At 62.3% G+C, this 14,973-nt stretch carries 10 protein-coding genes; 7 read left to right on the forward strand and 3 right to left on the reverse strand.

Annotation, left to right across the window (positions count from 1 at the left end; all coding sequences use genetic code 11):
- Positions 1–6 precede the first annotated feature (6 nt).
- Both GQB03_RS16910 and GQB03_RS16915 read right to left on the reverse strand, forming a co-directional pair.
- Positions 7–921: a lysylphosphatidylglycerol synthase transmembrane domain-containing protein gene (locus GQB03_RS16910; protein ID WP_159691912.1), complete on the reverse strand. Its 915-nt coding sequence runs from the start codon at positions 919–921 to the stop codon at positions 7–9.
- Complete coding sequence (locus GQB03_RS16915; protein WP_159691914.1) at positions 918–1,709, reverse strand: phosphatase PAP2 family protein; 792 nt, start codon at positions 1,707–1,709, stop codon at positions 918–920. The genes GQB03_RS16910 and GQB03_RS16915 overlap by 4 nt, the downstream gene beginning before the upstream one ends.
- Before the next feature lie 190 nt (positions 1,710–1,899).
- Here GQB03_RS16915 and purL point away from each other — a divergent pair, with 190 nt between their 5' ends.
- A complete protein-coding gene (purL, locus tag GQB03_RS16920) occupies positions 1,900–5,817 on the forward strand; it encodes a phosphoribosylformylglycinamidine synthase (RefSeq protein ID WP_159691916.1) in 3,918 nt (1,305 codons plus the stop codon).
- 216 nt (positions 5,818–6,033) lie between these two features.
- Here the strand turns inward: purL and GQB03_RS16925 are convergent, their stop codons facing one another.
- A complete protein-coding gene (locus tag GQB03_RS16925) occupies positions 6,034–7,677 on the reverse strand; it encodes an electron transfer flavoprotein-ubiquinone oxidoreductase (RefSeq protein WP_159691918.1) in 1,644 nt (547 codons plus the stop codon).
- A gap of 239 nt (positions 7,678–7,916) precedes the next feature.
- On the opposite strand from GQB03_RS16925, the gene GQB03_RS16930 reads away from it, so the two are divergent.
- The 6 genes from GQB03_RS16930 to eno all read left to right on the forward strand — a co-directional run bounded on the left by GQB03_RS16930 (position 7,917) and on the right by eno (position 14,913).
- Positions 7,917–8,306 (forward strand): acyl-CoA thioesterase, encoded by a 390-nt coding sequence (locus tag GQB03_RS16930; RefSeq protein ID WP_407644547.1) that lies wholly within the window; start codon positions 7,917–7,919, stop codon positions 8,304–8,306.
- A gap of 36 nt (positions 8,307–8,342) precedes the next feature.
- Positions 8,343–10,307: an acetoacetate--CoA ligase gene (locus tag GQB03_RS16935; RefSeq protein ID WP_159691922.1), complete on the forward strand. Its 1,965-nt coding sequence runs from the start codon at positions 8,343–8,345 to the stop codon at positions 10,305–10,307.
- A 50-nt stretch (positions 10,308–10,357) separates the two neighbouring features.
- A complete protein-coding gene (locus GQB03_RS16940; protein ID WP_159691924.1) occupies positions 10,358–10,900 on the forward strand; it encodes a hydrolase in 543 nt (180 codons plus the stop codon).
- 86 nt (positions 10,901–10,986) lie between these two features.
- On the forward strand, positions 10,987–12,642 hold the full coding sequence (locus GQB03_RS16945; protein WP_159691926.1) for a CTP synthase: 1,656 nt from the start codon (positions 10,987–10,989) through the stop codon (positions 12,640–12,642).
- Positions 12,639–13,481 (forward strand): 3-deoxy-8-phosphooctulonate synthase, encoded by an 843-nt coding sequence (kdsA, locus tag GQB03_RS16950; protein ID WP_159691928.1) that lies wholly within the window; start codon positions 12,639–12,641, stop codon positions 13,479–13,481. Before GQB03_RS16945 ends, kdsA begins: the two co-directional genes overlap by 4 nt.
- A gap of 142 nt (positions 13,482–13,623) precedes the next feature.
- Positions 13,624–14,913 (forward strand): phosphopyruvate hydratase, encoded by a 1,290-nt coding sequence (gene eno / locus GQB03_RS16955; RefSeq protein ID WP_159691930.1) that lies wholly within the window; start codon positions 13,624–13,626, stop codon positions 14,911–14,913.
- Positions 14,914–14,973: the final 60 nt, after the last annotated feature.

The raw sequence follows: 14,973 nt of genomic DNA on the forward strand, positions 1-14,973 counted from the left end.
ATTGGGTCATGGTTGAATGGATTCCGATTCGTGCTGCCGGTCAGGACCGTGGGTTGGGAACAGCCAGGCGATGCCTCCGGCAATGACGGCACTGGCAATCACGAACAAATGGAGCGCCAGTGCGGCCTGCAGGCCGGTTGAAAGTGCAACGCCCGCGGGCAGCATCGCTGCCGCTGCGCCGGCCTCGTATGTGCCGAAGCCCGCGACACCCTGAATCGGCAGGATCGCGGCGAGCTCGGCACCAAGCGCTCCGGCTGCACCGGTCGTCAGCGGTGCTGGCAGCACGGCCGAAAGTACATATGCCTGGACGAGCAGCTTGACCGACCAGTTGGCGAGTGTCCAGAGCCAGCCGAATCGCGCGTGCCGGGTGGTCTCGGCGAAGGCATCACGCAGTTTGGCAAGCTTTGCGGTCAGAGGGCGCCCCTGCTGCCAGTCGTGGGGTTGCCGCGCCCAGCGTGGCAACCACCAGGCCGTAGCGATCACGCCGGCGACGGCGAGCGCGCGCAACCACATCGGCAGGCCCGGCCAGACGATCGCGGCCAAGGTCATGACGACGAAGGCATCCTGCAGGCGAAGCCAGAAGAGAGAGGTGATCGCTCGGCCAAGAGGTGTGCCGAAGGTGTGGCGCAGCAACAGCGGGAACGCGGCTTCTCCACCGCGGAAGGGCACGACGTTGATCATCGCGTTATGGACCAGAACGATGCGCAGGCAGGCTGGATAGCGGCCCCTCGCATCGGCTCGGAACTCGTCGTGGATGCGCAGTGCCCGCAAGAGATAACTGATCGCAAAGCCGAGAACGGCGATTGACAGCACGTCGGGCGACAGACGGGAGATTGCCGCTCCGAGCTCCCGCCAGCGCCCATCGGCGAGAAGCCAGCCGAACAGGGCAATACTTGTCAGGATGGCCAATGCGCGTTTCATGCGTGATGCCCCGCGCGGCACGCTGGCCAGGCCATGGCGGCGCCGGTTATGCCCCATAGCGCCAGCAACCACTGGAACAGGCGGGCGGAAGGGTGGCCGGGGTTCTGGAGCGCCAGCAGGAGGCTCAGGGCGCCGAGCGTTGCGGCCATCAGGCGAATGCCCTGCCGACCTTCCCAGAAACGCCAGTGACCGGAGGCGGCAACCCCGAGCATTCCGCAGATCCAGCCTCCGGCAGCCCCGGCGACGACGTCGAGCGGCCAATGCACACCTAGGGCGATTCGCGAAAGTGCTACCGCAACGGCCAGTGCAAGCGCCACCGGAGCGAACAGTGCGCGATAGTTTCGCGAGGGGAGTAGCGTGACGACTGCCGCCAGACAGAACCCGGTGGTCGCATGGCCAGACGGGAAGGCAGGATCCGGCGGAAGGGTGCCGGTGAAATGGAACACGCTTTGGTCGAGCACCTGAGGCGGCCGGGGTGCATCCATCATCCATTTGAAGCCCTGACTGTAGAGCCAGACAAACGGCATGCTCAGCAGCATCGCTGCGGCCCAGCGTGGTCTGACCCGCAGTGTTGGCGCAAACAGCGCGAGGGCACCGAGGCTCGATCCAAGCACGCTCACGCTTGCCCACAAGCCGGCGGGAAGACCCTGGAGAAACGCGTTGAAAGTGATGAAGGCGGCACGGTTCGCATCCTGATAGACCACCTGCAGCGCGAATGCGAGCATCGCTGCCAGCAAGGCGGCGATCGCGAGAAGCGTTGCAAGTCGATCTGAAAGGGGCTTGATCACGGTGCCGGAAAACGGGAAAACCCCGCATTCTAGCCGATCGGGTGCCGCGTTCGTGCGACTGTCAGGGGCAAACGGCGAATTCGAGCGTGTTAAAGCTGGGCGTGGAGCCGGGGGCGCCTCGGTTATAATCCCGGCTCCGAATTCCTGCCAGGATGCGGCCCGCATCCGGATCACGCTCCCGTCGAACACCATGTCCCTGATACTCAAGCTGCGCGGCGCGCCCGCGTTGTCGGCATCCCGTCTCGCCCGCCTGTCTGAATCCGTCCGGCGCGTTCTTCCCAAGCTCCGCAACCTCGCCGCCGAGCATTGGTATCTGGTGGAACTCGAGACGCCATTGGTGGCGGAAGAGCTTTCGAGGCTGGTGGATCTGCTCGGTGCCGCCGGCCAAAGCGACACGCTGCCTGCAGGAGAAGCGGTCTTCGTGACGCCGCGCCTGGGGACCATATCGCCGTGGTCCTCCAAGGCCACCGATATCGTGCGTCAATGTGGATTCGACAAAGTGGTGCGGGTCGAGCGAGGGATTGTCTACAGTTTTGACGCGCGTGGCCCGGTGAGCGTCGCGCATGCACTCATTCACGACCGGATGACCGAGTCGGTGTTGCCTACCGTGGAGGCGGGCGAGGCCCTGTTCCATCACTATGCGCCCCAGCCCCTGGCCACGGTGGATGTGGTCGGTGCAGGCCGGCAGGCGCTGGTCGTCGCCAATGACGAGCTCGGCCTTGCCTTGTCGGACGATGAAATCGACTACCTCGTGGATAACTTCACCCGCATCGGCCGCAACCCGACCGACGTCGAACTGATGATGTTCGCGCAGGCAAACTCCGAACATTGCCGACACAAGATCTTCAATGCCGACTGGATCATCGATGCCAGGCCCGAGCAGAAATCGCTCTTCGGCATGATCAAGGAAACCCACAAGGCGCACCCGGAGGGTACCGTCGTCGCGTATTCCGACAATGCCTCGGTGATCGAAGGTGCGGTGATTGATCGTTTCTATCCCGATGCGGACGGCGCCTGGAAATTCCACGAAGAGGAAACCCACATCCTCGCCAAGGTCGAAACCCATAATCACCCGACCGCGATTTCACCGTTTCCGGGGGCTGCAACCGGTTCCGGTGGCGAGATACGCGACGAGGGGGCGACCGGTCGTGGCTCCAAGCCCAAGGCCGGGCTGGCTGGGTTCTCGGTGTCGAATCTCGATATCCCCGGGTTCCGGCAGCCGTGGGAGCATGCGTATGGTCGTCCCGATCGCATTGCCTCGGCGCTGGACATCATGATCGAGGGGCCAATCGGTGCCGCGGCTTTCAATAACGAGTTCGGGCGTCCGAATCTCGCCGGTTACTTCCGAAGCTTCGAGCAGGAGGTGCAGGGTGAGGTGCGCGGCTATCACAAGCCAATCATGATCGCGGGTGGTCTGGGCAGCATCCAGGCGCGTCAGTCGCACAAGGTGCGGTTTGCGTCGGGCACCCTGCTGATCCAGCTCGGCGGCCCCGGGATGCTGATCGGGCTGGGTGGTGGCGCCGCTTCGTCGATGGCGACTGGCAGCAATACGGCAGATCTCGATTTTGCGTCGGTGCAGCGCGGCAACCCCGAGATCCAGCGCCGCTGCCAGGAAGTCATCGATGCCTGCTGGCAGCAGGGCGAAGCCAACCCGATCCTGTCTATCCACGATGTCGGTGCTGGCGGAATCTCCAATGCGCTGCCCGAACTGGCCGAGTCGGCGGGGCTCGGCGCGCGCTTCGAGTTGCGTGAAGTGCACATCGAAGAGCCGGGCATGAGCCCGCGCGAGATCTGGAGCAATGAATCGCAGGAGCGCTACGTGATGGCGGTCGCGCCGGAGCGGCTGGCGGATTTCCGTGCCATCTGCGAGCGTGAGCGTTGTCCCTTCGCGGTGCTCGGCGAAGCCACTGCGGACGGCCAGCTGACTGTTACCGATCGCCATTTCGGCAACAAGCCGGTCGATATGGAAATGCAGGTGCTGCTCGGCAAACCGCCGAAGATGACCCGCAATGTGTCGCGCCGCGCGGTGCATCTGCCGCCTTTCGATCTCATCGACATCGACCTCGCCGATGCCTGCATGCGGGTGTTGCGGGTGCCTGCCGTGGCCTCCAAAAGCTTCCTCATCACGATCGGCGATCGTTCGGTCGGCGGCCTTACCGTGCGCGACCAGATGGTCGGTCCGTGGCAGATGCCGGTGGCCGACGTGGCGGTAACGGCGATGGACTTCAAAGGCTACCGTGGCGAGGCCTTCGCGATGGGCGAGCGTACGCCGCTGGCCTGCGTCGACGCGGCCGCTTCGGGCCGCATGGCGATCGGCGAGGCGATCACCAACATCGCCGCCGCCGATGTCGCGCAGCTGGGGGACGTGAAGCTCTCTGCCAACTGGATGGCTGCGGCCGGGCATCGTGGCGAGGACGCGAAGCTCTTCGAGACGGTGAAGGCGGTGTCCGAATTCTGCCAGCAGGCCGGGCTTTCCATCCCGGTGGGCAAGGATTCGCTTTCGATGAAGACGGCGTGGCAGGAGGAGGGCGCAGACAAGCAGGTGATCTCGCCGCTGTCGCTGATCGTGACCGGCTTTGCGCCCGTCACCGATATCCGGCGTACCCTCACGCCGCAGCTGCAGCGCCCCGCAGGCGTCGCCACGGAATTGTTGCTGATCGATCTTGGCAAGGGGGCGAATCGCCTCGGCGGCTCAGCCTTGGCGCAGGCCTACAATTCGGTCGGCGAGCATGCCCCGGATGTCGAACCAGCCATGCTCAAGGCTTTCTTCGCGGTGATGCGCAAGCTGCGCGATGAGGATCTGATTCTCGCCTATCACGATCGCGGCGACGGCGGATTGTTCGCTACCGTTTGCGAGATGGCTTTTGCCTCGAAGTGCGGCCTGTCGCTGGTGCTCGACACGGTCTGCTACGACCCGTACATGAACGATGTGGATGGCCTCGAGAAGAAACCCGATACGCTCAAGGGGCGTTTCAGCGACCGCCTGTTCGCGGGCCTGTTCAGCGAGGAGCTGGGTGCCGTCGTGCAGATCCGTCGCGAGGATCGGGCGCGGATCACCGGGCCGCTGCGCGAAGCGGGCCTGTCCTACCACTTCATCGGCGAACCCAACGACCGTGACGAGATTCGTCTGTGGCGCAACGCCAAGCTGATGTTCGGCGCTTCGCGTGCCGAGCTGCTTTCAACATGGTCGGAAACGAGTTACCGCATCGCCAGCCTGCGAGATGACGCAGGCTGTGCCCAGGAGGCGTTCGAGGCGCTGGCCGATGCGGCCGACCCGGGTCTGTCGATGGCATTGAGCTTCGATCCGGCCGAGGATGTGACGGCGCCGATGATCGTGCTCGGCGCGCGTCCGAAGATCGCGATTCTGCGTGAGCAGGGCGTCAACTCGCAGGCCGAGATGGCATCCGCTTTTGAGCGCGCGGGCTTTGCTCCTTACGATGTCCATATGTCGGATCTCCAGACTGGCCGCAAGCGCCTGTCCGATTTTCAGGGCCTGGCTGCCTGCGGTGGTTTTTCTTACGGCGACGTGCTCGGCGCAGGGCAAGGGTGGGCCAAGTCGATTCTTTTCAATCCGGCGCTGCGCGAGCAGTTCGAGGCGTTCTTCCTGCGTGCGGATGTCTTCGCGCTTGGCGTCTGCAACGGTTGCCAGATGATGGCCCATCTCGCACCGATCATCCCTGGTGCGGAGCATTGGCCAACTTTCCATCGCAACCGCAGCGAGCAGTTCGAGGCGCGTTTCGTCATGGCAGAAGTGCTTGAAAACCCCTCGATCATGCTCTCGGGCATGGTGGGAAGCAGGATGCCGGTGGTCGTCTCGCATGGTGAGGGCCGGGCCGTTTTTGCCGATGTCGACGACATGGCGCGCGCGAATATTGCGCTGCGTTTCGTCGATAACACAGGGAGTGCGGCAGTTCGCTATCCAGCCAACCCGAACGGTTCGCCGGATGGCATCACCGGTTTGACGACGCCCGACGGCCGCTTCACGATCATGATGCCCCATCCTGAGCGGTCGCGCCGGACTGTGCAGATGAGCTGGGCGCCGGAGGGTCTCGGTGAGGACTCGCCGTGGATGCGCATGTTCCGCAATGCGCGCAAATGGCTGGGGTGATCGTTTCGTAGCGCCATGGGGTGCGACGACATGCCGCATTCCGCGCAGCTGCTGTGCGGTGCATCATGTGCGCACTTCAGCGTGTAAGTCACCTCAATTCCGAAGCTGAACGGTTTGGCCCCGGCGCCTTGCGCACGGGGCCATTTTTCTGCGCCCCTGCAAAGAAATGCCCCGCATGTGCGGGGCATCGATCGAGGCAAGAGGACGATCAGGTGATCACATCCCCTGATAGATCGGTCCTTCGCCACCCTGCGGCACGACCCAGTTGATGTTCTGGGTAGGATCCTTGATGTCGCAGGTCTTGCAATGCACACAGTTCTGCGCATTGATCTGCAGGCGCGGGTTCTGCCCCGCGTCGTCCTTGACGATCTCATACACGCCGGCCGGGCAGTAACGCTGCTCGGGGGCGTCGTAGAGGGCCAGGTTGATCGAAATCGGCACGCCCGCATCCTTGAGCCGCAGATGGCAGGGCTGCTCCTCCTCGTGGTTGGTGTTGGAGAGGAAGACGCTCGAGAGCCGGTCGAAGCTGAGCTTGCCGTCGGGCTTGGGATAGTCGATCGGCTGGCACTGGGCGGCCGGCTTGAGTGCGGTGTGGTCCGCGCTGTTGGGCAGCGTCCAGGGCACCTTGCCCTTGAAGAGCTTCTGTTCTGCACCGAACAGGAAGGAGCCCCAGTAGAGCCCTTTTTTCATGTAGGGCTTGAAGTTGCGGGTCTTGTACAGTTCTTCGTGCAGCCAGCTGTGCTCGAAAGCCTTTGGATAGTCGGTGAGTTCATCCCGCTCGCGCTCGGCGGCAAGCGCCTCGAAGGCGGCCTCGGCCGCCAGCATGCCGCTCTTGATCGCCGCGTGGCTGCCCTTGATGCGGGCTGCGTTGAGGAAACCCGCGTCGTCGCCGATCAGGCCGCCACCCGGGAAGGTCAGCTTGGGCAGGCTCTGCAGGCCGCCGGCCGCGATCGCCCGGGCACCGTAGGCGAGACGCTTGCCTCCTTCCAGATACTTGCGGATCTCCGGGTGCGTCTTGTAGCGCTGGAACTCTTCGAAGGGCGAGAGATGGGGGTTGGCGTAGTTCAGGCCGACGACGTAGCCGACCGCCACGAGATTGTCCTCGAGGTGGTAGACGAAGCCGCCGCCGTATGTGGCGTTGTCCATCGGCCAGCCGGCCGTATGCACGACCAGGCCTTGCGTGTGATTTGCAGCGGGTACTTCCCACAGCTCCTTGATGCCGATGCCGTAGGTTTGCGGATCGGCGTTGTCGCGAAGCTTGAAGTGAGCCTCGAGCTGCTTGCCCAGGTGGCCGCGGCAGCCTTCGGCGAACAACGTGTACTTGGCGTGCAGTTCCATGCCCGGCGCGTAGGCGGGCCCCTGCTCACCCTCGCGGGTCAGGCCCATGTCGCCGGTGGCCACGCCCTTCACCGCGCCGTTCTCGTCGAACAGGATCTCCGCGCCGGCGAAGCCGGGATAGACCTCCACGCCCAGCGCCTCGGCCTGCTCGCCGAGCCACTTGACGACGTTGCCCAGGCGCACGATGTAGTTGCCGTGGTTTACGAAACAGTCCGGCAGCAGTGCGTTGGGAATTGCGCGGCCGCCCGTTTCGGAGAGGAACAGCACGCGGTCCTCGGATACCGGGGTGTTCAGCGGCGCCCCCTGTTCCTTCCAGTCGGGGATGAGTTCGGTCAGCGCCTTCGGGTCCATGACCGCCCCCGAGAGAATGTGGGCACCGATCTCGGCAGCCTTTTCGATCAGGCATACCGAAAAATCCTGGCCCTTCTCGGCCGCAAGCTGCTTGAGCCTGATCGCAGCCGCCAGCCCGGCCGGGCCGCCACCGACGATCAGGACGTCGAATTCCATTGATTCGCGTTCCATGTGTGTTCTCCTGCCTCTGTCCTTGATTCATGGCGCCACCGCATTCGGGCGGCGATGTAGCATCGGTGCAGCGCATGAACTTAGGGCGCGCCCCGGGAGGCGTCAAGTTTCATGCAAACGGTCATCGTGCAAAACATACGGTTGCGTATGTTACAGTAGCCGCCATTCATTAGGGAATCCCCTTGTCCCAAATTCGGTTGCGTTTCGGGAGCACACCATTGAGCACCAAGAGAAAACTCATGCATACCAGCCTCATTCCCGTCCGTTGGGGAGATCTGGATGCGTATGGCCATTTGAACAACACGCTTTACTTCCGGTTCTGCGAGCAGGCGAGGGTCGAATGGATCGAAGCGGCGGGTTTCGAGGTTCGTCCGGAGCGCCGTGAAGCGCCGGTTATCATCAATGCGTCCTGTACGTTTCTTGTTCCGGTCAATTACCCCGCGAACGTCGTTGTACGCTTGTTTGCGGGAGAGCCCGGGCGTAGCAGCGTGATGTCCTGGTATGAACTCTATATTGAGGGACAGGATCAATTGGTTGCAGAAGGCGCCAGCAAGATCGTGTGGATGGATCACGAGACCGGCAAGTCGGTGCCACTTCCGGATGCATTGCGCTCCGTAATAGAGAGTTAGACAATAACAAAATAATTTGATGAAAGGAGACGAAGCATGAGTGCCCCAATCGACAATCCTCTTTGGCGCCCCGATGCCGGGCGTATCGCTGCAGCAAATGTGACCGCATTCATGGCAGAAGCCGGTGCCCGCTGGGGGCTTGATCTGCGTAACTACGACGCACTTCATGCATGGTCCATTGAGTATCCAGAGTCTTTCTGGCAGAGCGTCTGGGCGTTCGGGGAGGTGTTGGGCGATCCCGGGAGCGTGGTGCTCGAGAACGGTGACCGCATGCCCGGCGCACGCTGGTTCCCCGAGGCCAGGCTCAACTTTGCCCGCAATCTGTTGCGGTCGAGAGATGAGTCCGATGCGATCGTGTTCTGGGGAGAAGACAAGGTCAAGAATCGCATGACCCATGCGGATCTGTATCGCCAGGTGGCGCATTTCGCCGCTGCGCTCAAGGACGCCGGCGTTTGCAAGGGTGATCGAGTCGCTGCATTCATGCCCAACATGCCGGAAACGGTTGTTGCGATGCTTGCCTCGACCGCGATCGGTGCCGTGTTTACCTCCGCTTCGCCGGATTTCGGAGTGCAAGGGGTAGTCGATCGTTTCGGCCAGACCGAACCGAAGGTGCTGGTGACCGTCGATGGCTACTACTACAACGGCAAAACGGTGGATTGTCTTGGGAAAGTGGCCGAAGTGGTCGATAGGCTGCCGTCGCTGAAACGTGTCGTCGTCGTGCCCTACGTGCATGCGGCGCATGATCTCTCCGCGATCAAGCACGGTCGTATGCTCGCCGATTTCATTGCGCCCTGGCATTTCGAGTCAGAAATCCCGTTCGAGGACCTTCCGTTCGACCATCCGCTCTACATCATGTATTCGTCGGGGACGACCGGGGTGCCGAAGTGCATCGTGCACGGCGCTGGCGGTACGTTGTTGCAGCATCTGAAGGAGCACAAGCTGCATTCCGACGTGAGGCCGGGGGACCGGCTCTTCTACTTCACGACCTGCGGCTGGATGATGTGGAACTGGCTGGTGTCCGGACTGGCTTCCGGCGCGACCTTGCTGTTGTATGACGGATCACCGTTCGCCGCGGACGGAGACATCCTGTTCGACTATGCCGATGCGGAAAGAATGACCCACTTCGGCACCTCGGCAAAATTCATCGATCACCTTGCCAAGATCGGCCGTCGTCCACGCGACACCCATTCGCTCGCCACTGTCCGGGCAATCATGTCGACCGGCAGTCCATTGGTGCCGGAGGGCTTCGCCTACGTGTATGACGCGATCAAGGCCGATGTCTGCTTGTCATCGATCTCGGGCGGCACCGACATTCTTTCCTGCTTCGTGCTCGGCAGTCCCGTACTCCCCGTATGGAGTGGCGAGATCCAGTGTCGTGGGCTGGGCATGGCGGTTGACGTGTTCGACGAGAACGGCCGGCCGGTGCGTGAAGAAAAGGGCGAGTTGGTGTGCACCAAGCCATTTCCTTCTATGCCGATCGGCTTCTGGGGCGATGTCGACGGGGCGAAGTATCATGCCGCCTATTTCGAACGCTTCGAGAACATCTGGTGTCACGGCGACTTCTGCGAGATTACCGCGCATGGAGGGCTGATCATTCACGGCCGTTCGGATGCCACGCTGAATCCTGGGGGCGTGCGCATCGGCACGGCGGAGATCTATCGCCAGGTCGAGAAGCTTGACGAGGTGGTGGAGTCCCTGGTTATCGGCCAGGACTGGGACAGGGATGTGCGTGTGGTGCTGTTCGTGCGCCTGCGAGAGGGTCTGACGCTGGACGATGAACTCGTTGCGCGGATCAGGAAAACCATTCGCGACAACACGACACCGCGCCATGTCCCGGCGAAGATCCTTCAGGTGGGAGACATCCCGCGTACGAAGAGCGGCAAGATCGTGGAACTGGCGGTCCGCAATATCGTGCACGGGCGTGCCGTGAAGAATGTCGAGGCGCTGGCCAATCCCGAAGCACTCCAAGATTTCCGCGATCGCGGTGAACTGACTTCCTGACACGAGAGGACCCAGGCAATTCCGCTGCCTGGGTCCAAGGAGATATCAACGTGCTGATGTGTCGCGAAAAATCCGCTCTGCTGGTGGTGGACGTCCAGGAAAGACTGATTCCGGCCATCCACGCCTGTGACGAGGTGTTGGCCAACTGTGTGTGGCTGGCCGGTGTCGCGAGGCAGCTTGCCGTACCGACGGTGGTGAGCGAACAGTATCCCAAAGGCCTGGGCCCGACAGAGACGACACTTCGCTCTGCTGCCAGTGATGCCAAATGGGTTGAAAAGGTTCACTTCTCGTGCGTGGCTGACGGGTGCCTGGTGGGCACCGCGGTGGAGGAACGTCGACAAGTGGTGGTGTGCGGCACGGAAGCACACGTATGTGTTCAACAGACTGCGCTCGAGTTGCGCTGGCAGGGCAAGGAGGTCTTCGTCGTCGCCGATGCCGTCGGGTCGAGGAACCCTGAGAACAAGGCTCTTGCGCTGGCTCGGATGCGAGCCCACGGAATCGAGATCGTCTCGCGCGAGATGGTTGCGTTCGAGTGGTTGCATCGTGCGGCAACCGAGGATTTCCGGACGGTGAACGCGCAGTTCATACGCTGATCCTGATGCGATGAGTTTGCGCTGAGCGCGTTGAGGGGCGATCGGGAGTTCGGGTATCATTGCGCTTTCCCGCAGTCGCTTTTCTCATGACCAAATACGTATTCGTTACCGGTGGTGTCGTGTCCTCGCTGGGCAAAGGCATCGCCGCCGCGTCGCTGGGCGCCATTCTCGAGTCCCGCGGCATCAAGGTTACCCACCTCAAACTCGACCCCTACATCAACGTCGACCCGGGCACCATGAGCCCGTTCCAGCACGGCGAGGTCTTCGTGACAGAAGACGGTGCTGAGACCGACCTCGATCTTGGTCACTACGAGCGCTTCACCAGCGCCAAGATGGGAAAGCGCAACAACTTCACCACCGGCCAGATCTACGAATCGGTGATCAAGAAGGAGCGTCGCGGCGAATATCTGGGCAAGACGGTGCAGGTGATTCCGCATATCACCGACGAGATCAAGCTCTACCTCAAGCGTGGCGCGGAAGGCGCGGATGTGGCGATCGTCGAGGTCGGCGGCACGGTCGGCGACATCGAATCGCTGCCGTTCCTCGAGGCGATTCGCCAGATGGGAATCGAAGAAGGGCGTGGCGCGACCTGCTTCATCCACCTGACGCTCGTGCCCTACATCCCGACGGCCGGCGAACTCAAGACCAAGCCGACCCAGCATTCGGTGAAGGAGCTGCGCCAGATCGGTATCCAGCCCGACATCCTGCTGTGCCGTGCCGACCGACAGATTCCGGTGGACGAGCGGCGCAAGATTGCGCTGTTCTGTAACGTCATGCCCGAGGCAGTGATCGAGACGCTCGATGCCGACTCGATCTACAAGATCCCCGGCATGCTGCACGACCAGATGCTCGACGAGATCGTCTGCCACAAGCTTGGCATTCTGGCGCGCGCCGCCGATCTGTCGGTCTGGGAGCGGCTCATTGATGCGCTCGAGCATCCCGAGCACACCGTGAATGTCGGCTTCGTCGGAAAATACGTGGACCTCACCGAATCCTACAAGTCGTTGATTGAGGCACTCAACCACGCCGGCATGCATACCCGCAGCAAGGTCCGCATCCATTACATCGACTCGGAAGACATCGAGACCGGTGGTTGCGACATCCTTCGCAGCATGGATGCGATCCTCGTGCCCGGCGGCTTCGGCAAGCGCGGTACCGAAGGCAAGATCAAGGCGATCGGCTATGCCCGGGAAAACAGGATTCCCTACCTCGGCATCTGCCTCGGCATGCAGCTGGCCGTGATCGAGTATGCCCGCAATGTGGTGGGCCTCGAAGGCGCTCACAGCACCGAGTTCGACAAGAACAGCAAATACCCGGTTATCGGCCTGATCACCGAGTGGCTCAGCCGCGAGGGCAAGGTCGAGAAGCGCGGTGAGGATTCCGATCTGGGTGGGACCATGCGACTCGGTGGTCAGGTCTGCAAGCTCGCGGAGGGCTCTCTGGCACGCGAGATCTATGGCAAACCGGAAATCGTGGAAAGGCACCGGCACCGCTACGAGGTGAACAATGTACTGCTGGGCCAGCTCGAAGAGAAAGGCCTGAAAGTCTCGGGCCGTGCGCCTGGTACCGATCTTTGCGAGATGATCGAACTGCCCGATCACCCGTGGTTCGTCGGATGCCAGTTCCATCCCGAGTTCACGTCCAACCCGCGTGCGGGCCACCCGTTGTTCACCGCCTTCGTCCGTGCCGCGCTCGCTCGCCAGGCGGGTGGAGTCAAGACCAAGAAAGGAGTCGCGGCATGAAGCTCTGCGGATTCGAGGCCGGTATCGACCAGCCGTTTTTCCTGATTGCCGGTCCCTGTGTGGCCGAGTCCGAACAGCTCTGCCTCGATGTGGCGGGGCAGATGAAGGAAATCTGCGCGCAGCTGTCGATTCCCTATATCTTCAAGGCTTCCTACGATAAGGCCAACCGCAGCTCCGGAAAGAGTTTCCGTGGCCACGGCATGTCCGAGGGGCTGCGAATCCTCGAAGCGGTGAAGCGCCAGATCGGTGTGCCGGTATTGACCGACGTACATACGGAGGCCGAGGTCCCTGAGGTCGCCGCAGTGGTGGATGTGCTCCAGACGCCGGCTTTCCTGTGTCGCCAAACCGATTTCATTCACGCGGTGGCGGCAAGCGGCAAGCCGGTGAATATCAAAAAGGGCCAGTTCCTCGCGCCGGGCGACATGAAGAACGTCGCTGACAAGGCCCGTGAGGCCAACGGTGGCGCGGATACGATCATGGTCTGCGAGCGTGGCGCCTCGTTTGGCTACAACAACCTCGTGTCGGACATGCGCTCGCTTGCCATCATGCGCGAGACTGGCTGTCCGGTGGTATTCGATGCCACCCATTCGGTGCAACTGCCCGGTGGGCAGGGCACCTCCTCGGGTGGTCAGCGCGAGTTTGTGCCGGTACTGTCGCGCGCGGCGGTGGCGGTGGGCGTCGCGGGCCTCTTCATGGAGACGCACCCCGACCCATCGAAGGCGCTGTCGGACGGTCCCAATGCCTGGCCGCTGCCGAAGATGCAGGCCTTGCTGGCAACGCTCAAGCAGATTGACTCGCTGGTCAAGCAGCAAGGATTGCTCGAGTCCGGCGACGCGTGAGGCCGTGCCGCAACCGTGACCGAACGCTCGCCGTATTGCCCGCTGGAGAGTGGGCGGCGCGGCACGGCATGCCGCATCGTGCCGCGACCCGAACAGGTCAGTTGAGCAGATCGATTTTCAGTTTTTTGCCGAAGGAAATGCTATGAGTGCAATCGTTGATGTCATTGCCCGCGAGATTCTCGATTCCCGCGGGAATCCTACCGTAGAAGCCGACGTTCTCCTCGAGTCGGGCGTGATGGGGCGTGCTGCAGTGCCGTCCGGTGCGTCCACCGGTTCCCGCGAGGCGATCGAACTGCGTGACGGTGATGCGGCCCGTTATCTTGGTAAGGGCGTGCTGCAGGCCGTGGAGAACATCAATACGGAAATCTCCGAAGGGCTGGTCGGGCTCGACGCGGAAGAGCAGGCTTTCATCGACCGCACCCTGATCGAACTCGACGGCACCGAGAACAAGTCGCGACTGGGCGCCAACGCCACCCTGGCCGTGTCCATGGCAGTGGCGCGTGCCGCGGCCGATGAGGCCGGTCTGCCGCTTTATCGATACTTCGGCGGCATGGGAGCAGTTTCGATGCCGGTGCCCATGATGAACGTGATCAACGGCGGTGCGCACGCGAACAACAGCCTGGATATCCAGGAATGCATGATCATGCCGGTGTCGATGCCGAGTTTCCGCGAAGCACTGCGTTGCGGTACCGAGGTCTTTCACCATTTGAAAAAGCTGGTGGATCGCAAGGGCTATCCCACCACCGTGGGCGACGAGGGTGGTTTTGCACCCAACGTGACTGGTACCGAGGAGGCGCTCAACCTGATCCAGGAAGCCATCTCCAATGCTGGCTACGAGCCGGGGACTGATGTTCTGCTGGCACTGGATTGTGCCGCCTCCGAGTTCTACAAGGACGGCAATTACGTTCTGGCTGGAGAAGGGCTGACCTTGTCTGCACAAGGATTTACCGACTACCTCGCCACGCTTGCGGACAAGTTCCCGATCGTATCGATCGAGGACGCGATGGCCGAGAACGACTGGGCCGGCTGGAAGCACCTCAGCGATGTGATGGGCAAGAAAGTGCAGTTGGTCGGCGACGATCTGTTCGTGACCAACACCAAGATTCTCAAGCAAGGCATCGATCAGGGTATCGCCAACTCGATCCTCATCAAGATCAACCAGATCGGCACGCTTTCGGAAACCTTCGCAGCGGTGGAGATGGCCAAGCGCGCAGGCTATACGGCCGTGATCTCGCATCGCTCGGGCGAGACCGAGGATTCGACGATCGCCGATATCGCCGTGGGGCTGAATGCGATGCAGATCAAGACGGGCTCGCTCTCCCGCTCCGACCGCATTTCGAAGTACAACCAGCTCCTGCGGATCGAGGAGGATCTTGGCGATGTGGCGGTGTACCCGGGCCGGAGCGCGTTCTATAACCTGCAGCGTCGCTGACCGCGATGCCGGGTGCGAGGCCCGTCAGGCCTCGCTGCCCCGCGATATGGGTCGGTTCCG

Source organism: Cognatazoarcus halotolerans, from assembly GCF_009800965.1.
GTDB classification, from domain to species: Bacteria; Pseudomonadota; Gammaproteobacteria; order Burkholderiales; family Rhodocyclaceae; genus Cognatazoarcus; species Cognatazoarcus halotolerans.

Coding starts and splice junctions, on each gene's coding strand:
- GQB03_RS16910 (WP_159691912.1), bottom strand. CDS start 921: ATGAAACGCGCATTGGCCATCCTGACAAGTATTGCCCTGTTCGGCTGG.
- purL (WP_159691916.1), top strand. CDS start 1,900: ATGTCCCTGATACTCAAGCTGCGCGGCGCGCCCGCGTTGTCGGCATCC.
- GQB03_RS16925 (WP_159691918.1), bottom strand. CDS start 7,677: ATGGAACGCGAATCAATGGAATTCGACGTCCTGATCGTCGGTGGCGGC.
- GQB03_RS16930 (WP_407644547.1), top strand. CDS start 7,917: ATGCATACCAGCCTCATTCCCGTCCGTTGGGGAGATCTGGATGCGTAT.
- GQB03_RS16935 (WP_159691922.1), top strand. CDS start 8,343: ATGAGTGCCCCAATCGACAATCCTCTTTGGCGCCCCGATGCCGGGCGT.
- GQB03_RS16945 (WP_159691926.1), top strand. CDS start 10,987: ATGACCAAATACGTATTCGTTACCGGTGGTGTCGTGTCCTCGCTGGGC.
- kdsA (WP_159691928.1), top strand. CDS start 12,639: ATGAAGCTCTGCGGATTCGAGGCCGGTATCGACCAGCCGTTTTTCCTG.
- eno (WP_159691930.1), top strand. CDS start 13,624: ATGAGTGCAATCGTTGATGTCATTGCCCGCGAGATTCTCGATTCCCGC.